This is a genomic window from Sphingomonas silueang, assembly GCF_040049155.1.
Classification (GTDB): domain Bacteria; phylum Pseudomonadota; class Alphaproteobacteria; order Sphingomonadales; family Sphingomonadaceae; genus Sphingomonas; species Sphingomonas silueang.
In genome coordinates, this window is the sequence record NZ_JBDZDK010000049.1 from 1 (window position 1) to 17,597 (window position 17,597).

21 protein-coding genes and 1 pseudogene are annotated in these 17,597 nt (G+C 64.3%); 11 read left to right on the plus strand and 11 right to left on the minus strand.

Annotated features, from left to right (window positions below; translation table 11 throughout):
- Positions 1-122: 122 nt before the first annotated feature.
- From ABLE43_RS21960 to merC, 9 genes and pseudogenes are all read right to left on the minus strand, one after another.
- Positions 123-263, minus strand: a pseudogene (locus ABLE43_RS21960) (arsenical resistance protein ArsH); the annotation flags it as partial.
- A 30-nt stretch (positions 264-293) separates the two neighbouring features.
- Positions 294-617, minus strand: coding sequence for a YnfA family protein (locus tag ABLE43_RS21965; protein ID WP_151989808.1), 324 nt, complete (start codon positions 615-617; stop codon positions 294-296).
- A complete protein-coding gene (locus ABLE43_RS21970; protein ID WP_151989809.1) occupies positions 614-1,900 on the minus strand; it encodes an arsenic transporter in 1,287 nt (428 codons plus the stop codon). Before ABLE43_RS21970 ends, ABLE43_RS21965 begins: the two co-directional genes overlap by 4 nt.
- Complete coding sequence (gene arsC / locus ABLE43_RS21975; RefSeq protein ID WP_348980149.1) at positions 1,900-2,328, minus strand: arsenate reductase (glutaredoxin); 429 nt, start codon at positions 2,326-2,328, stop codon at positions 1,900-1,902. The genes ABLE43_RS21970 and arsC overlap by 1 nt, the downstream gene beginning before the upstream one ends.
- 11 nt (positions 2,329-2,339) lie before the next feature.
- Entirely contained in the window at positions 2,340-2,672 is a 333-nt protein-coding gene (locus ABLE43_RS21980) for an ArsR/SmtB family transcription factor (RefSeq protein ID WP_151989811.1), read from the minus strand.
- An 84-nt stretch (positions 2,673-2,756) separates the two neighbouring features.
- The gene (locus ABLE43_RS21985; protein WP_348980150.1) at positions 2,757-4,106 is read right to left on the minus strand and encodes a dihydrolipoyl dehydrogenase family protein; all 1,350 of its coding nucleotides are present in this window, start codon (positions 4,104-4,106) and stop codon (positions 2,757-2,759) included.
- Between the two features lie 57 nt (positions 4,107-4,163).
- Positions 4,164-4,328 carry a GDCCVxC domain-containing (seleno)protein gene (locus ABLE43_RS21990; protein ID WP_302675749.1) on the minus strand — a complete coding sequence of 55 codons (165 nt, stop codon included), beginning with the start codon at positions 4,326-4,328 and terminating at the stop codon, positions 4,164-4,166.
- 56 nt (positions 4,329-4,384) lie between these two features.
- Positions 4,385-4,792 carry a mercury transporter MerT gene (locus tag ABLE43_RS21995; protein ID WP_151989814.1) on the minus strand — a complete coding sequence of 136 codons (408 nt, stop codon included), beginning with the start codon at positions 4,790-4,792 and terminating at the stop codon, positions 4,385-4,387.
- Entirely contained in the window at positions 4,792-5,331 is a 540-nt protein-coding gene (gene merC, locus ABLE43_RS22000; RefSeq protein ID WP_151989815.1) for an organomercurial transporter MerC, read from the minus strand. The genes ABLE43_RS21995 and merC overlap by 1 nt, the downstream gene beginning before the upstream one ends.
- On the opposite strand from merC, the gene ABLE43_RS22005 reads away from it, so the two are divergent.
- The gene (locus ABLE43_RS22005) at positions 5,330-5,725 is read left to right on the plus strand and encodes a MerR family transcriptional regulator (RefSeq protein ID WP_151989816.1); all 396 of its coding nucleotides are present in this window, start codon (positions 5,330-5,332) and stop codon (positions 5,723-5,725) included. The genes merC and ABLE43_RS22005 overlap by 2 nt on opposite strands.
- Positions 5,726-5,920: 195 nt before the next feature.
- Here the strand turns inward: ABLE43_RS22005 and ABLE43_RS22010 are convergent, their stop codons facing one another.
- Positions 5,921-6,400, minus strand: a complete 480-nt coding sequence (locus tag ABLE43_RS22010; RefSeq protein WP_051693705.1) for an acyl-ACP desaturase — start codon at positions 6,398-6,400, stop codon at positions 5,921-5,923.
- 193 nt (positions 6,401-6,593) lie between these two features.
- Here ABLE43_RS22010 and ABLE43_RS22015 point away from each other — a divergent pair, with 193 nt between their 5' ends.
- The 6 genes from ABLE43_RS22015 to ABLE43_RS22040 all read left to right on the plus strand — a co-directional run bounded on the left by ABLE43_RS22015 (position 6,594) and on the right by ABLE43_RS22040 (position 11,348).
- Entirely contained in the window at positions 6,594-6,875 is a 282-nt protein-coding gene (locus ABLE43_RS22015) for a PepSY domain-containing protein (RefSeq protein ID WP_066707254.1), read from the plus strand.
- A 2-nt stretch (positions 6,876-6,877) separates the two neighbouring features.
- Positions 6,878-7,480 carry a cytochrome b/b6 domain-containing protein gene (locus ABLE43_RS22020; protein WP_066707281.1) on the plus strand — a complete coding sequence of 201 codons (603 nt, stop codon included), beginning with the start codon at positions 6,878-6,880 and terminating at the stop codon, positions 7,478-7,480.
- Positions 7,461-8,147 carry a response regulator gene (locus tag ABLE43_RS22025; protein WP_066707257.1) on the plus strand — a complete coding sequence of 229 codons (687 nt, stop codon included), beginning with the start codon at positions 7,461-7,463 and terminating at the stop codon, positions 8,145-8,147. Before ABLE43_RS22020 ends, ABLE43_RS22025 begins: the two co-directional genes overlap by 20 nt.
- A gap of 1 nt (position 8,148) precedes the next feature.
- The gene (locus ABLE43_RS22030; protein ID WP_211250653.1) at positions 8,149-9,468 is read left to right on the plus strand and encodes a sensor histidine kinase; all 1,320 of its coding nucleotides are present in this window, start codon (positions 8,149-8,151) and stop codon (positions 9,466-9,468) included.
- 173 nt (positions 9,469-9,641) lie between these two features.
- Positions 9,642-10,352, plus strand: a complete 711-nt coding sequence (locus tag ABLE43_RS22035) for a VIT1/CCC1 transporter family protein (RefSeq protein ID WP_066707260.1) — start codon at positions 9,642-9,644, stop codon at positions 10,350-10,352.
- Positions 10,353-10,703: 351 nt separating this feature from the next.
- The gene (locus ABLE43_RS22040) at positions 10,704-11,348 is read left to right on the plus strand and encodes a recombinase family protein (protein ID WP_037477107.1); all 645 of its coding nucleotides are present in this window, start codon (positions 10,704-10,706) and stop codon (positions 11,346-11,348) included.
- Between the two features lie 23 nt (positions 11,349-11,371).
- Here ABLE43_RS22040 and ABLE43_RS22045 read toward each other — a convergent pair whose 3' ends face one another.
- Positions 11,372-12,805, minus strand: coding sequence for a transposase (locus tag ABLE43_RS22045; RefSeq protein ID WP_231376780.1), 1,434 nt, complete (start codon positions 12,803-12,805; stop codon positions 11,372-11,374).
- A gap of 423 nt (positions 12,806-13,228) precedes the next feature.
- Here ABLE43_RS22045 and ABLE43_RS22050 point away from each other — a divergent pair, with 423 nt between their 5' ends.
- From ABLE43_RS22050 to ABLE43_RS22065, 4 genes are all read left to right on the plus strand, one after another.
- On the plus strand, positions 13,229-13,441 hold the full coding sequence (locus ABLE43_RS22050) for a hypothetical protein (RefSeq protein ID WP_348980151.1): 213 nt from the start codon (positions 13,229-13,231) through the stop codon (positions 13,439-13,441).
- A 212-nt stretch (positions 13,442-13,653) separates the two neighbouring features.
- On the plus strand, positions 13,654-15,333 hold the full coding sequence (locus ABLE43_RS22055; protein ID WP_348980152.1) for a Mu transposase C-terminal domain-containing protein: 1,680 nt from the start codon (positions 13,654-13,656) through the stop codon (positions 15,331-15,333).
- Positions 15,330-16,253, plus strand: a complete 924-nt coding sequence (locus tag ABLE43_RS22060) for a TniB family NTP-binding protein (RefSeq protein WP_348980153.1) — start codon at positions 15,330-15,332, stop codon at positions 16,251-16,253. The genes ABLE43_RS22055 and ABLE43_RS22060 overlap by 4 nt, the downstream gene beginning before the upstream one ends.
- A 289-nt stretch (positions 16,254-16,542) precedes the next feature.
- Positions 16,543-17,424: a hypothetical protein gene (locus ABLE43_RS22065; RefSeq protein ID WP_348980154.1), complete on the plus strand. Its 882-nt coding sequence runs from the start codon at positions 16,543-16,545 to the stop codon at positions 17,422-17,424.
- Positions 17,425-17,597: the final 173 nt, after the last annotated feature.

Genomic DNA, 17,597 nt, shown 5'->3' on the forward strand with positions numbered 1-17,597 from the left:
CCGCCGCAAAACGGCAAATATGCAAAGGGCCCCGATCGGGGCCCTTTGCATATCATCCGCGCGCATCATCAGTGGCCTGCTTTTACTCCGCCACGCTGGCCGGAAATTAGACCGCCGTTGACACGCTCGCGCAAACTTCCGTAGAGCAGCAGGATGCGCGGTGCGGGATCAGCCGGACCGAGACCGAGCGCAGGCCGCTGGTGGGCATAGGCCGGATCGAGTGCGGGTAGATGGTCGGGTTCGGACAGGTCGCGAAGAGGCATTGAACATTCCAAAGTCAGATAGGGCCGGCGTTACGCACCACGCGGCGCGAGCAGGATCACGCAAGTTCCGATGAGACATAGGGCCGCGCCACCCACGTCCCAGCGGTCGGGCCGAACGCCCTCGACGCTCCACAACCAAAGCAGTGAGGCGCAGATGTAGATGCCGCCATAAGCGGCGTAGGCGCGCCCTGCCGCATCGCTGTCCACGCGGGTCAGCAGCCAGGCAAAGACGACGAGGGACGCTATGCCTGGCGCGAGCCACAGGGGTGACTTTCCCATGCGCAGCCAAGCCCAGAAGGCAAAGCATCCCCCAATTTCAGCAAGCGCCGCTGCGATGTAGATCAGGGCTGTCATCCAAGAGTGATCCTCAATGCCAAGGCGCCGAGCGTGATGAGCAGTACCGGCACGGTCAGCGTGACGCCGACGCGGAAATAATAGCCCCATCCGATCCGCACGCCCTTCTGACCGAGAACGTGAAGCCACAGCAACGTCGCGAGAGACCCGATCGGCGTCAGCTTCGGGCCGAGGTCGCAACCGATTACGTTTGCGTAGATCATTGCTTCCTTGACCGCGCCGGTCGCGTGCGCCGCGTCGATCGACAGCGCCCCGACCAGCACGGTCGGCATGTTGTTCATCACCGACGAGAGAATGGCCGCGATGATGCCCGTTCCGAAGGCCGCACCCCACACACCGCCTTGTGCCGTGCGATCGAGCAGCGCGGCGAGGTGATCGGTCAGGCCGGCGTTCCGCAGGCCGTAGACGACCAGGTACATGCCGAGCGAGAAGATCACGACCTGCCACGGCGCGCCTCGCAGTACCTTCCGTGTCTCGATTACATGGCCGCGCCCGGCGATCACCAGGAGCAGGATCGCGCCGGCAGCGGCAACTGCGCTTACCGGTACGCCGAGGGGCTCGAGTAGGAAGAAGCCGGCGAGCAGAAGCGCCAGGACAACCCAACCGGCGCGGAAGGTCGCGGCATCACGAATAGCCTCATGGGGCGCGCGCAGCGCTCCGACATCATAGGCTTGTGGAATGTCACGGCGGAAGAACAGCATCAGTGCGCCCAACGTGACGGCGATCGACACGAGATCGACCGGCACCATCACGGAGGCATATTCACCGAAGCCGACTTTGAAGAAGTCAGCCGACACGATGTTGACGAGGTTGGAGACGACCAGCGGCAAACTTGCCGTGTCGGCGATAAAGCCGGCCGCCATGACGAACGCCAGCGTCGCCTTGTCCTTGAAGCCCAGCGCGCGCAGCATGGCGATGACAATCGGCGTCAGGATCAGCGCCGCGCCGTCATTGGCGAACAACGCGGATACTGCCGCGCCCAGCAGCACGATGAGAACGAACAGCCTCAGGCCATGCCCTCTGCCCCAGCGTGCGACATGGAGTGCTGCCCATTCAAAGAACCCGGCCTCGTCGAGCAGCAGACTGATGACGATGATCGCGACGAAAGCAGCGGTCGCGTTCCAGACGATGCCCCACACCACCGGCACGTCCGAGAGAGTGACGACGCCAGCGAGCAAGGCGACGACGGCACCGCCCATCGCGCTCCATCCAATGCCCAGCCCTTTCGGTTGCCAGATGACGAGCGCGATCGTGGCGACAAAGATCAGGACGGCAAGAAGCATCAGGCGACGCGCTGACCCGAAGCGTTCACGACTTGCTCGCCATCCTCCTTGACGAACGCGCCTTGCTGGCCTGTCTGCAGCAGATCGAGGACCGCTTCCGACGGGCGGCATAGTTTCACGCCCAGCGGTGAGACGACGAGCGGACGGTTGATGAGGATCGGGTGCGCCATCATGGCGTCGATCAGCGCGTCGTCGGAGAGCGACGTGTCAACCAGCCCCAGCTCCGCATAAGGCGTTCCCTTCTCGCGCAGCAGATCGCGCGGGGTGATGCCCGCACGGTCTATCAACTCGACTAGCAGCGCGCGCGAGGGCGGGGTCTTTAGATATTCGACCACGTGCGGCTCAATCCCCGCATTGCGAATCAGGCCAAGGACATTGCGCGACGTGCCGCACGCGGGGTTGTGGTAGATGACGATATCGGTAGCCACAGGGTGTCCTTTCAGCAGCAAGGATCGAGTTCCGCGAGGAGCGGCGCACACAGCTCGGGCGATCCGGCGCAGCAATCCTTGACGAGGAACAGCATCAGCGCGCGCAAGCCGTCCAGGTCGGCGCGGTAGACGATCGAGCGGCTGTGCCGGTCGGACCGGACCAGACCGGCACGTGCGAGAATACCGAGATGCGCCGACATGGTGTTCTGTGGCACGTTGAGCTGACGAGCAATCTCACCCGCGGCCAAGCCATCGGGTTCGTGCCGCACCAGCAGACGGAACACGTCCAGGCGTGTACCTTGAGCCAAGGCACCCAATGCAGCGATAGCCGAATCACTTTCCATATATCCAGCATAATGGATATTAAGTGTCGGGCCACGCCTTATTGGTGGACCGTTACCGCGTCATGTTGTTCTTCGAGGCCACCTTCATCCAAGCATCGAGCCGATATCCGACGCCCCAGTTGGATAGGCGAACATGGTTGATCGCAAGTCGCCTGCCGTGAGATGGTGCCGGATTGCGAGCGCAAACAGGTTGATGACCTCTTCTGCGTGGGGTCCGACCAGGTGAGCGCCGACTATGCTGTCGTCGCCTTCATCGACCAGCACCTTGAACCCATAGACCGGTTCGGCCGCTTGCTTCGCGGTATACCAGCCAGGCACGAAACTGCTGTTCACGCGAAAGCGTATTCCTCGCTTGCGCGCTTCGGCTTCGCCGAGGCCAACCGACGCAATGGGAGGAAGTGTGAAGGCGACGCTTGGGACGCCCCGATAGTCTGGCTGGAGGTGATTTCCCTCCAGTATGTTGCCGGCGACCACCTTGCCATCGTGGCTCGACACCGGCGTCAGTGGCGGCCCCATCTGGGCCGCGTCGCCGGCTGCATACACTGCCGGGTTGGACACGCTTTGCAGATGCTCGTTAAGCGTGAGGCGGCCGTGCTCGTGCGCGATCCCCGCCGCATCCAGGTCGAGTGCTTCGAGCGCCGGCCTGCGCCCGGCGGCATGAACGACCAGGTCGGCCGCGAAGCTCTTGCTTTCCCCGCCCGTGGAGGCGCGGACTAAGAAGCCGTCGCCTGTCTTGTCGATCGCCTCGACCACCGTATCGAGCTGCACGTCGATCCCTGCGTCGCGCAGGCGCGGCGTCAGCCAGCCAACCAGATCGGGGTCGAAGCCGGTCAACATGCGCGGCCCGCGCTGGAGGATCGTCACCTCCGCCCCGGCGTTCGCCGCAATCGTCGAAAACTCGGCCGCGATGTAGCCCCCCCCGACGACCACGATGCGCCGGGGCAGGCGCTCCATTGCCAGGAATGCCTCATTGTCGATGACATGCTCTTCGCCGGACAATCCGAGCGGGACCGGCTCGGCACCGCTGGCGATGAGGACGTGTCGCCCGGTGAGGGTCTTTCCCTCCACGACAAGGGTGTTCGCGCCGGTGAAGCGGACCGAGCCATAAAAGGTTTCCACCCCCGCGTCATGGTAGCTCTGTTCCTGCTTGCCCGGCACCGGATCGGTGAAGGTGCGCTTGAACGCCATCAGCTCGCGCCAGTCGATGCGGTCCTCGCCCACCACCCCGTTGCGGCGCATCCGGCGCGCGTTGTCGATGACGGCCGCACCGTGGCGCAGCATCTTCTTGGGGTCGCATCCGCGCAGCGCGCAGGTGCCGCCATAAGGTCGGCAGTCGATCACGGCGACGCTCTTGCCTGCCTTGCGGACGCGCATGGCCGCGACCCGCGCCGCGGTTCCCGCGCCGATAATGACCAGATCATAGGTTTCGGGCATGAGCTTCTTCCCTGCTGCGGGTGTAAATGGCGCTCAGGTGTTGATCGCCAGACGCGATCAGGTGCAACAGCTCGCCGTTGATCCGGACGCGCGCGCCTCCTGAATCGGGGGGCATGGCACGTCCCCGAACGAGCAATAGACGCAGCAGTCCCCGGCATTGGGGCGGAGCACCGCAGCGCAACCCTTGCAGTCGTAGAAGAACTGACAGGCATCGGTCGGCATGGTGTCTGTCGATTGGTGGCCGCACTTCGGACAGGTCAACGTGGAGGTAAGCAGCACTACAATATCCACTTCATCAGCAAAGGCTCAATCGAATCCCAAATAGCAGCCAACCCGACCAGCGCCGTCGCAGCGATCAGAAGGCCGATGGCGCGGCGCGGCGCGGCATCGGCCGCGCAAGCGTCTCCCGCCGTGCAAGCCGTTTCGCGTTTGCGCCACCACATGATCCAGGCGACCACGAGTGCGACCCCGCTCAGTACAAGAAGCGGCGTCCGGATGCTCGCCAGCTCGGCGAGGCTACCGGCGAGCCCGGCACCCACGCCGATCGAGGCGAGCGCAAGCGGCAGGACGCAGCAGGCAGCGGCAGCCGTAACCGCGCTCAAGCCCAACGCACCCGCGATTGATGCGACACCCCAAACGGGCGGCGCATCCGGTGCCGAGGGTCGCCTTGCGGCGGTATCCGTCATTATCTGTTCCTCGACGGGACCGGATTGCTGAATCGCCGCCCCGGAGGGGAAACCAGATCGACAATCGAGACCCCGATCATCAACACCAGCCCCGCATAAAGCACCCATTCCGCCCGGATGCCACGAAGCGACATTAGCAGGGCGGCAATCAGGACGAGCACAGGGCCAATAACCCCAAGGGCTAGGCGGAGCCAAGTTTTGTGTCGAAATCCGCTGCTAAGGTTTGCCGCCAAAACGACGAGAGCGGAGAGCGGCAATATGTACCGGATGAAGGGGCCTTCATACTGACTTAGAAAGCTTAAGCCGATCCCGGCACCGAGGCTGCCAAGAGCCGGAAAGCACGCTGCACAACCGAAAGAGGCGATGATCGCACCGATCACGCCCGTCTTGTCGGCTGTCCGCGTCAGAGCGTCTTCAGTAGGCACATCGTTTCCTTTTTCCCGCTCCGCCGAAGCGACACGCACGTCGTCTAGCTTCTCGACAAGATCCTCGTCCTCGTCGCATATGCACCCTCCAGTAACTGTAGGGTCAAGGGCCATGGCTCTAAAAATCGGTGACCTCGCGAACGCGACCGGCACGAAGGTGCAGACGATTCGCTATTACGAAGAGATCGGATTGCTGCCTCCGCCCGCGCGAACCGAAGGCAACTTCCGAACCTATGACAAGGGGACCCTTCGCCGGTTGTCATTCATTCGCCGCTCGCGCGGCCTTGGGTTCAGCCTTGATCGGGTCCGGGAGCTACTTGGGTTAGCCGACCATCGCGATTGGTCATGTACCGCAGTCGAGACGATCGCCCGTGAGCACCGTAAGGCAATTGAGCGCAAGATCGCCGACCTATCAGCGCTTGATCACGAGTTGGCCCAAATCATTGAGAAATGCGGGCACGGGACGGTTGCCGAGTGCGGTATTCTTGAAGCGCTGTCTCCGTCCTAAGTCACCTCTGAGAACAGGTGTCAAAAACGGACGTGGCTGTTGAAAATCTCGCGTTCGAATTGATGTTGCGCGATTAGGGCACTGAGCGCTCTTTCAGGCCCCATTCGGCGGGCGTGTGTTAAAAACCTATCGAACGATCCCGATTTGATGCGCCGGCCCGCCGGGGGGATGGCCGGGCCGGCGCCTGCAGCTGGCTTAGCGACGGGGGAGCTTTGCCAGGGCAGCCTTGTAAGCCGCGTAATGCGTGCCTTCGTCGACCGCGATCTGGCGGAACATCTGCGCCACCTTCTTGTCGCCGGCCGCTTCCGCCTCCTTGGCGAAATTCACGTACATCGTGACATTCTCGTAGTGCTCGCCCTTCATGGCATCTTCGAGGTTCACATTGTTGCTGCTGCCGAGCCGCAGCGCCTGCGCTTCGCGATCGAAGTGCTCGTTGGCCTCGACGTTGGCCGATGCGCGGAAGAGCTTGGCGAGTTCGGGCTTTCCCGCCGCCTGCGCCTGGTCGGCGTACCGCAGATACTTCAGGTTGGCATAAGCCTCCCCGTGCATCGCGGCTTCGAGGTTCGCCCGCGTGCTGGCGGCTAGCGGGCGGGTCGGCGCCGACGGCGCGGCGGTCACGCTGACGGCGAAAATGGTCGCGGCACCGGCGGCAGCGACGATCAGGGACTTCATCATGGTCGATACTCCATTGCCGCCGGAAGTGCGGCTGCCCCGCTATCGACCCCGGTCCTGACGACGACCTGACAGGTCCGCGGCAACCGCATTCTCGAGCCGTCGGAAAAACTCGTTGTGCCGTCAGGTTTCGGTCAGGCGGTGCTGCGATCTCCCGGTCATCGAGGCTATCCCGCCTCTGACAGGAGCTCGTTCGATGATCCGATTTGCCCCCTTGAAGGTCGCAGCCTTTCTCGCCGCCGTCGCAGCTGCGCCGATGGCGATGGCGTCGCCCGTCTGCACCAAGGCGCCTCAGGCCAAATGGATGACGCCGGCACAAATGAAAGGCCGCGTCGCCAAGATGGGCTATCGCGACGTCAAGGTCTTTCAGGTGTCCGGCAGCTGCTACGAAATCTACGCCCACACCAAGGACGGCAAGCGCGCCGAGGTCTATTTCAACCCGGTGAACGGCGCGGTCGTTCAGAACAACGTCGACTGACGATGAGCCACGTCGCTCCAGCGGCTCCTTCCCGAGACCCTGCTCGCAACCGCGGCAGGGTCAAGGTCTGGGACCCGATCGTCCGCATCTTTCACTGGACCGTGGTAGGAGGTGTGATCGCCAACCTGACGTTCCTTCGGCATGAGGAGCCGCCGCATATCTATGTCGGCTACGTTGTCGTCACGGCGCTGGCGATCCGGCTGATCTGGGGTGTTATCGGCCGGCGTTACGCGCAATTCGCCAGCTTCGTGCCAGGCCCGTTCGTGTTGCTGCGCTATTTTCGCGCGATGGCTGCCCGGCGCGAGCCGCGCTACATCGGGCACAACCCGGCCGGAGGCGCAATGATCGTCGTCCTCCTTGTCCTGCTGGCGACGGTGGGGACCAGCGGATGGATGATGGGGCTCGACCAATTCTGGGGTGTGGGCTGGGTCGAGACGTTGCACGAAACCGCCGCCAATGTTCTGATCGGCGCGGTAGCCCTGCATGTCATCGGTGCGATCGTCGAGAGCGTGCGGCACCGGGAAAACCTGCCGCTGGCGATGGTCACTGGCTACAAACGTGCACCAACGGGGACCGACATCGACCATGCGCCTGCTGCTGATTGAAGACAACGCCCGGCTCGGCAGCCTGGTTCGGGACGGCCTGATCCCGCAGGGTTTCGCGGTCGATTGGGTCGAGACCGTCGAGGACGCCGAGCTGGCGATGAAGGTGGCGACATATGACCTGCTACTGGTCGACCTTGGCTTACCCGATGGAGACGGCTTGGACATCGTCCGCCGTTCCCGCCGGGACAAGAATGCGACGCCGATCCTTGTCCTGACCGCGCGAGGTGGCCTCGACGATCGCGTCACCGGACTCGACGCGGGCGCTGACGACTATCTGGTGAAGCCGTTCCAGATTCCCGAGCTCGCGGCGCGGTGTCGTGCCCTGCTGCGACGACCCGGGGCGTCGCTCGGCACCCAGCTCGCCGCGGGCAACGTCGTGCTCGATTGTGCCTCACGGTCGGCCGACGTGGGCGGCGTCGCGATCGACGCGACGCCGCGTGAAATCAACCTGCTCGAAGTTCTGCTCCGCCGCGCCGGACACGTCGTCGCCAAGCCGGCGCTTGAGAATACGCTATATGCGATGGACGCCGAGGTAACGCCCAATGCGTTGGAAGCGGCAGTATCGCGGCTGCGCAAGCGCCTGACCGCCGCCGGGGCGGACGTGCAGGTCCGCACCGTGCACGGCGTCGGCTATGCGCTGTTCGCGCCAAGCGTATCTGGTGAATAGGATGGACGCGGTTCGGCCAAGGCGACGGCCCCCTACGCTGTTCCGACAGATTGCGGCGCGTCTGGCGGCGTTCACGCTGCTGTTCGCAGCACTCGACGTCGGGATCGTCGTGTTCACCTACAGTCGCCAGCCCGAATCGCTCGCGCAGGAATTGCTGACGCTTGAAGCGACGAAGGCTCAGGCAGGCGGCGTGCTGTCGCCCGACCTGCTAACCGGACCGCCGGGGGCCGAATCCTGGTCCGCGCGCTATGTCGAACCGGGATCACCCGAACTCCGGCGGGTAGGGGAAACCGGGATCGACGGCGCGTCAACCCTGGTCGACTGGACGCGGCGCGAACAGACTCCTCGCGGCTATCGGATATCGGGCGTTCGCGCGATCGATCGCGGCGAGGAGCGGCGATGGCTGGCGATGCAGTTCGAGGGCGACGGCATCCGCCCCTATGTGCCGGTGATCGTGAACGAGATCATTCAGCACGTGATGCTGCCGCTGATCCCGTTGTCGCTGTTGCTGTTGCTGTTCAACGTCTTCGCCGTCCGCCGGGTGCTCCAACCGCTCCGCCATGCCGAGCGCGAAGTGGACGCGCTGGAACCCGACAACACCCTGCTTCGCCTTTCGGAGCCGAGTGAGCCGCGAGAGGTCAACACGCTCGTCAGTGCCGTCAATCGGGCGCTCGGTCGGCTCGATGCAGCGATGGCGACTCTGCGGGAGTTCACTGCCAACGCCGCACATGAGCTGCGCACACCGTTGTCGATCATGCAGCTATCGCTCGATCGGCTCCCCGCAGGCAAGCAACGGGACGAACTGCAGGCCGATGCGCGGCACCTGACCCGTCTCGTCGAACAGATGCTCGATCTCGCCCAAGCCGACGCGCTGGCCCTCGATGGCCACGTTGCCATCGATATCGCCGACATCGGCCGGGACGTCGTGGCCGCGATGGCGCCAAAGGTGTTCGCGGCGCAGCGTGATCTACGTTTCGAGAGCTTCGGCGACACCGCGGCGATCGGGCACCCGGAAGCGATCTTCCGCATCTATCGCAACCTGATCGACAATGCGCTGTCACACGCGCCCGGCGTCACGCCCATCGACGTAAGCGCGGGACCCGGTCCACAGCTGACGGTCCGTGACTACGGGCCGGGGATTGCAGAGGTCGATCTTCCGCACGTGTTTGACCGCTTCTGGCGCAAGGATCGCCGCAGCTCTACCGGAGCGGGCCTAGGCCTTGGCATCGTGCAACGGTTGACCGAAGCGCATGGTGGAACGGTCAGCGTCGAAAACGCGACAGGCGGGGGTGCTTCGTTTCGCGTCCGACTCGAGGTCTAGCCTTGAAATTACGGGAGCCATCGCTTTCGTCAGCTGTTCGTCAGGCCCGTGCCGCAACGCACCTGGCGTAGCTACATCGCTCCATCATCCCTGCACTGCTGTCCGGAGCCAAATACAATCCAATTCCCGCCCACTCGGCGGCTCACCGAGTTCGACATACTTTAGGATAGCCAATGACGACCGACGCCATCGATCACGCGCCAGGAGAACATCATCTCGTCCACCGTACAGGCTGGCTTCGCGCAGCGGTGCTCGGTGCCAACGACGGAATCATTTCTGTTTCAAGCCTGATCGTCGGTGTCGCAGCCGCGCCAGGCTCGACTGCGAGCACAGTCCTTGTTGCGGGGGTAGCAGCATTGGTCGGGGGTGCACTGGCGATGGCGGCGGGCGAATATGTTTCGGTCAGTTCGCAGGCGGATACCGAGAACGCTGACCTTGCGCGGGAATCGGCCGAGTTGGAACGTTCGCCCGTGACCGAAACGCGGGAACTGGCCGCAATCTATGAAGGGCGTGGCGTCGAGCCGTCGCTAGCGATTCAGGTGGCCGAACAGATGATGGCACATGACGCTCTGGGAGCGCATCGCCGTGATGAGCTTGGCCTTGCTGACGACGGCGCATCGCAGCCGATGCAGGCCGCGGTATCCTCGGCCTTGGCATTTGCCGCCGGCGCGATCCTACCCGTGATCGCTGCATTAGCACCGCATAGCGCTGTGCTTTATGCGGTACCAGCAACGGCATTGGTGCTGCTTGGCGTGCTGGGTGCGCTTGGAGCGAAGGCGGGCGGCGCCCCGATCGGGCGCGCCATGATCCGGGTGGTTTTACTGGGTGTCCTTGCGATGGGGATGACGGCCCTTATTGGGGCTTTCACCGGGACGGTGGTTTAAAAGCTTTTCGTTGCCCGCGGCGATGCGACACTAGTCCGCACCGCTACGTCCCGAAAACGAGTAAGCAAACGCATCGCCACCCACGCCTATGGTCAGCCCCCCCTTTCGCAAAGCTGATCGTATCCGGCACCACGCTAATTTGTTGCCGAAGTTTCCCGAAGCCTCCACCGTAACTGTCTTTGGCCGTGAAGCGACGGGGCACTCACAGCGCACACCAACCGCCAGAAAAACGACCGGTTTTCTGGCGGTAGCGGTTTTTGCCTCATCGAAGCTTCCTAGCGGTCGGAATACCCGTTGCGGAAACCACCGGCACATTGCAGGGTGTTAGATATCTTTTCTGGCGGGGTGATGATGCTCATCGGATATGTGAGGGTATCCAAGGCTGACGGATCGCAGACGCTGTCACCGCAGCGCGACGCGCTGCTATCCGCCGGCGTCGATGCCTCACGCATTTATGAGGATCTCGCGTCGGGTCGTCATGATGCGCGTCCTGGCCTGACTGCCTGTCTCAAGGCGTTGCAGCCCGGCAATACACTGGTGCTCTGGAAACTGGATCGCCTCGGACGTGACCTGAGGCATTTGGTCATCACCGCCGAGGCGCTGCGTGAGCGCGGCATCGGGTTGAAGGTACTGACTGGCGCCGGCGCGCAGATTGACACCACCACCGCCAACGGCCGCCTGGCTTTCGGCATCTTTGCCGCCTTCGCCGAGTTCGAGCGCGAGCTTATCGCCGAGCGCACACAGGCCGGCCTTGCTGCGGCACGCGCGCGGGGGCGCATGGGAGGGCGGCCCCGCAAGATGGACAAGGCAACGCTGGCGATGGCGATGGCCGCCATGTCCGATCGTAACGCGATCGCAGCTGATGTCGCGCGCCGTCTCGGGATGACGACGACGACACTCTATATGTACGTGAACGGTGACGGCACGCCCAAGGCGCCGGGCCAGGCACTGCTTGACGGTGTGCCGTACCGCAAAGAACGACTGCGCGCCGCGTGATGAAGCACGCCGCGCTTCAGCGATCAGGCATATTGCCGAGCGGGCGAGACGATCACGTCATGTTCGATCGACCGGGCCGAGATGGCGGCCGGGGTGAGGGCTGCGGGAACGCAGACACCTCTGCGCGGCTTGCCGATCAGCCGACGTGGTCGCGCCAGTATCATCAGGTTCATTACCGCCGCGCCGATCAGGAACTCTTCTTCCGCTCCGCGGATGCCGCGCAGGTGAAGCCGCCTCATGCCATGCTTGCCCTTGGCGTCGGCGAAGAACCGTTCGACCCCGCGCCGCAACCGCATAGACCGCTTGTAGAGCCCGGTTTCCACTTCGGCTCTGGCAAGATCGCGAACGTCTTCATCGTCCAGTCGAACCAGGGTACGACGCCGCGACGTCGTGCATTTCTTCCGAAGCACGCACGCCTCGCAATCCCGAACATCCGCCGCGTAACGGTGTACGCCGGTGGGAGGATGGAAGGCATGGTGCCGGAGCGTCTTGCCGGTCGGGCAGGTAAAGCTGTCGGTGCCACGATCATAGCTGAAGGCCGTTCGCGGCAGCTTGCCCTTGGTCTGCTGCGTCCGGTCGATCACGGGGATGTGTGGGGTTGCGCCGTGATCCCGCACGAAGCCGAGGAAGTTCGCGCTGCCATAGGCTTTATCGGCCGCGACCCGCTTGGGGCGATAATCAAACCGATCGGCCGACCGCTCGAGCATGACGCGCCCCGCATCAACTTCCTCCGCGAAGCGAGCTGGTGTCGCCTCGACATCGAGCGCGACGCCACTCGGGGTGTCGACCAGCGCATTCAAGGCGTAGCCGAACCGGCCACGCACCGTTCGCGCCGACCAGGCCGCGGCAGGGTCCGTTCGAGAGATGCCTTGGCAGCTTTTCGACCGCGCCATTTCAAAGACGGCATCTCCTGTGTCGTGCACCCACTCCCTAACCGCGCGCGACGCGTTGGCGACATACGGCAGGTAGCCGGGAACGGTCTTGCGCTGCCAGCTCGCATCAGCCGCTATGAACGACGCATCGATCGCGGCGTCTTTTCCGCCAATCAGTCCTTCTCTGATGCAGCGTCTCACCGTGCTCTCGAACAGGATCCGGAACACGTTGGCATCGCGGAAGCGACCATGGCGGTTCTTGCTGAACGTGGAGTGGTGCGGAACCTTGTCTCCCGGCGCGAGACGGCAGAACCAGCGATAGGCCAGATTGTAGCGCAGCTCCTCACACAGCCGCCGTTCGGACGCGATCGCGAAGATGCGGCCGATCAGCGTCATGCGGATGAGGAGTTCGGGATCGATCGATGGTCTTCCCCGTGCGCTGTAATGACCGGCCAGTGCCTGTCTCAACTCGCCGATGTCGAGCCATCGATCGACGCGACGCAGCAGGTGGTCTGTGGGCAACATGGCTTCTACGGTGCGGAAGGACGCCCCTTCCCGCTTACTGCGACAGGCTGGTCCCATCATAGCGACGCTCCTTTCGATAGGGGTGAAACGAAGGAGCAACCCGGCATGTCCGGCATTTTTCAACAGGCCCGATCGTTTGCGAGAAATGCGGTTGCGCTCGCGCAAAGGGAGCCGCGCGGCTCAATCGGCGCCCGTGGCTGACTGCGAGCATGTCGCGGGTGGGTTAGACGGCTCCGTCGTCCACTGTTTCAGGTGCAAGTCCACCGTTTCAGGTGACGATCGCTCGGGGCAGAATGTCCACCCTTTTGGGGAAACCGACAAACCCCCACTGCCCGACGCATCATGTTTTTAGCAGGAATCAGTGTTATCGCTATTTAGGTGAGCCGGATTGTCCGGGTTCTGTCGGTGCCCCTTAAACAGTGGACGGAGTTGAGCTAAGGTTCGCGAGCCTGCGAACCTGAGCGGCGGGGAGGCATGTCTGCGGTGGCCGAGGACGATCAGCGCGGGGTCTTGATCACAACGCATATCGATCAGCCGACGCTGATCGCCGGTCAGGGCTCGTTTTTGGAGCGGATCAGCATGTCCGGGCTCTCCGCTATCGAGTTCGACACGATGTTGCCAGCCGAACTCCCGAAGGTGATCAAGGACGGAGCGAAGGTCGGCGAGCCAAAGGCGGGCGGACGGATTTCGCTTTAAATCGAGAGCGGTCCGACCTTTGCCGCTCGTGCTTTCAGTTACCCTATCTACTCGCCGCCTGATCCTGGTTCGCGGTACAACGCGCACCACACGCCGCCGACGGATTGCGAGCCGCACGACCGTCGCCCGGCGTCGATTTGCACCTGAAAGAGTAGACATTTCTCCGGAAAGAGTGGACGCTCCTGGGTCTGTATCAGCCGAGGCGTCGTGCTATGCGGACCGCCGACCTGAAGACCGCGAGCGATGCCGATTGGGCTGAGGCGCACCGCCGCGAGAAGATCATCCGGCCGCTCGCCGCGCTGACACGCGTGCCGGGCAATGTTGCCGCCAAAGCCATGGAGCAGCTCGGACTCGGTCGCGCGCGCTTCCACAAGCTCCTTCAACTCTACCGAGCGTCGCCCGTCGCAGCGTCGCTACTGCCGCGCCCGCGGGGGAGGGAGAGGGGCGAGCAGCGGCTCTCGTCCGCGACCGAGCAGCTGATCGCACGCGGGATCGAGGAGTGCTATCTCACTCTTGAGAAGCCGAGCGTGCAGGCGCTTCGTCGCTGGCTCCGCCATGAAGGGCTGAAGGTCGGGCTGAAGGTGCCCAGCACCAAGGCGATCCAGACGCGGCTAGACCGACTGGCTCCCCAGACCGTCACGGCACGGAGGCAAGGAGCCAAGGCAGCCGTCGACAAGTGGGAGCCGACGCGTGGCGCGTTAGAGGCGAGCTACGCGCTGGAGCTCGTTCAATCGGATCACACGCTGGTAGACGTGATCGTCGTCGACGATCTTTACCGCAAGCCCATCGGCCGGCCGTGGCTTACGTTGATGATCGACGTCGCGAGCCGATCGGTGCCGGGGTTCCACCTCGACATGCTCGCACCGTCGGCCGTGTCGGTTGGCATGTGCATGCGTCAGGCCGTTCTTCCCAAAGCCGACTGGCTGGCCGAGCGCGGCATGGAGGCGCCTTGGGCCAATCAGGGCCTGATGGACCGGCTGCACCTCGACAATGCGCGCGAGCACCGCTCGGACGCTCTGAAACGCGGCTGTCGTGCCCACTCGATCTCGCTCGAGTATCGTCCGGTGCGTCGCCCGCATTTCGGCGGCCACATCGAGCGCCTGATCGGCACGACGATGGGCGCTGTCCACCTCTTGCCTGGGACGACGTTCTCGAACGTCGCCGAGCGCGGCGACTATGATGCCGAAGCCGAGGCGTGCATGACGTTGGGAGAGCTGCAGGTCTGGCTCGCCGCGCAGATCATCGGACCTTACCATGCCGAGCGCCATCGCGGCCTCGGCATCCCGCCGGCGATCGCCTGGGCCGACGCGATCGACCGGCGATCGGAGCTGGTCCGCCTGCCGATCGACCACGCCACCTTTCTCTACGACTTCCTACCCTGCGAACTGCGCGCGGTGACGCCGCACGGCATCGAGCTGTTCCACACGCACTATTGGGATGATGCGCTGTCCTGCTGGTACACGAGGCCGGGGCAGGCGATGCCGGTTCGTTGGGATCCTCGCGACCTTTCCCGCATCTGGCTGGAGCTACCGCACGGTGAGCACCTCGAGGTGCCCTACCGCGACCTGCGGCGGCCGGCGATCACCCGCTGGGAACAGAAGGAGGCGGTTCGCGCCTTGCGCGAACGTGGCCAGCAGGCCGTCGACGAGACGCTGATCTTCCGGGCGGTAGAAACGCAGCGGCTGATCGTCGCCGAAGCGGCTCACAAGACGAAGGCGGCACGTCTCGCCCTTCAGCGGACCAAGGCGGCGCTGACTGATGCGCGGCGGGCCAGAAGCAGCGGCAAGCTCCCGGTCGAACCTTGCGAACCCGCCACTTTCCCAGGGACGACGGAGAAGGAAGAAAGGGATCGCCAGGCGCTTCCATTCTTGGTGGAGGAGATGCCCCGGTGAGCGATTTGTCCCATCTGGCCGAAAGCTACCGCGAGCGCGCGATGTGGGCGGACGATGAGCGGATCGCCTGGATCCGGATGGACCGGTGGCTTGGCTTCCCGAAAGCCGAAGCCGTGCGCAAGACCTTGGACGGTATGCTGCGCTACCCACCGCGCACGCGCATGCCGTGCCTGCTGATCTATGGCCAGACCGGGATGGGCAAGTCCCGCATCGTCGAACGTTTCGAGGCGGAGAACCCGCGCGGGTTCAACGAGGCGACCGGAACGGCAACAATCCCGGTCGTGGCCGTCCAGCTGCCGCCGCAGCCGACCGACGGCGAGTTCTACGGCGAGGTGCTCGAGAAGCTCGGCGCTGGCTTTGCCGCTCGTGGCGACGTCCACCGCGCCCGGCAGCTCACGCGTCGGCTCATGGGGCAGGTGGGCGCTCGCATGCTGATCCTGGACGAGATCAACCATATGCTGGCCTGCACGCCGCGCCAGCAGCGCGTCTTCCTCAACACGCTTCGCTATCTGGCCAACGACCTGCAGATTCCGCTCGTCTGCACCGGCAACCATGAGGCGCGCGCGGCGCTGCTCACCGATGCGGCGCTGGCCGAGAGGTTCGATGCCGTCGAACTGGTCCGCTGGCAGAACGACGAGCCGTTCCGGCTGCTGATGGTCACGCTTTCCGCCATCCTGCCGTTGCGCAAACCGTCGCAGCTGGAGGAGGAGCGATGCCGCACGTCCATCCTCGATCTGAGCGACGGCAATACCGGCCGCATCTTTCGACTGGTCGAGACGCTCGCCGTGCGAGCGATCGAGAACGGCAGCGAGCAGATCAACGTGGGAGACCTCGACGCCGACGACCTCGTGCTGCCCTCCGTCGGCATGAGAGCGCTGGCCCAGCGGCGAGGGCGCGGGCGCACCAAAGCGGCCGCTTGAGCCGTGGCTGGGATGGCGCTGCCGGTCGCGCCCCGGCCTTACCCCGAAGAATTGCCGTCGTCCTGGCTCGGACGGACCGCGGCCTGGTATGATGTGTCCGTCGCTCACCTCCGGCAGGTGCTGTGCCCGGTCGATCCCAACCGCACGACGCGACCAGACGTAGGGTGGGATGTGCGGGAGGCGAGCTGCGTCGCAGCAGAGCTGCGTCGCAGCAGGGCTGCGGGTCGCGCTGGAGGTCGTATTCAGCCTTGAGCTCAAGCGCCGCTGGCCGAACCTCGCGGTAGACTGGTTGCCGAGCACCGACGATAGCGGTCGCGCCCGAGGGGATCTCGATCTCGCTTGGTGCCGGCTGTGCCTTGCCGAGGCGCACGAGGCTGGCGGCGCTTATCTCGAAGCGGAGGCGGCGCTGCCGCTCATCTTCTGTCACCGGCATGGAGCCTGGCGCCAAGATTTCTGCCGCCGTTGTCGTCCGCGCCATGCGCCACACTTCACCTGGTCAGGCGGGGTCGAGTTCGTGTGCGGAGACTGCGGCGTGCCGCTGCGAACGAGCCGCTGGCAGGGGCCAACGCCCGCAGCCTTTGTTGAGCCGGATGAGGCGGCCGCGGCGTTCCCAGTCCTGTTCGCGTTTGACGGCGAGGTCCGCAGGGCGTTGCTCGGCCATGCCGCACGGCTGCCAGGGCTCAAACCGGTGCCGGCCCGCCAATTTCTTCGCGTGCTAGGCGATCTCACCCGGGCACTGCTGGCACCGGACCTGTTCAGGACCAGCTACATCAACCTGTTCGACTGCCCCTTGCTGCCGGCGATGCCGGAGCACAAACCGCAGACTTGGGACGAGCAGCACTATCGCGAGCTGTCGCCCTACGGGCGAACGCATGTCCTAAGCGCGGTGGTGGCACTCATTGCCGACGAGCCCGTCAGCCGCCTTATGTCGGGCGCGCACCGGCCGTGGCACGGGCATCAAACGCTGGAGATGCTGCTCGCGGATGCGCCTCGCTGGGTGCAAGCCATGCTGATCCGGAGCAGCGTGGCTTGGCCCGCGCCTTTGCGCGCCCGCGTCGAAGTCCACCACCGACGAACGGGTATGGACGTGGACGACGTTCTGGCGCAGTTTGACGCGTGGCGGGCCGAGCGCGAACAGCGACAGCGCGAGCGAATGTCGCTGATCGGGTGATCGCGACAGCGCCAAAGGCAGGTAAGTATCTGTACCAAAACAGAAACCCGTGTTCCCGCTGATTAGAAAAGACACATTCTGCCCCAAATAGAAATGACACACGGCTGGTAGCAGCGGGGGCAGCGTGGAGCCATCCACAAGCGCAGCGCTGACCCCGCTGATGCGGTGAGTTT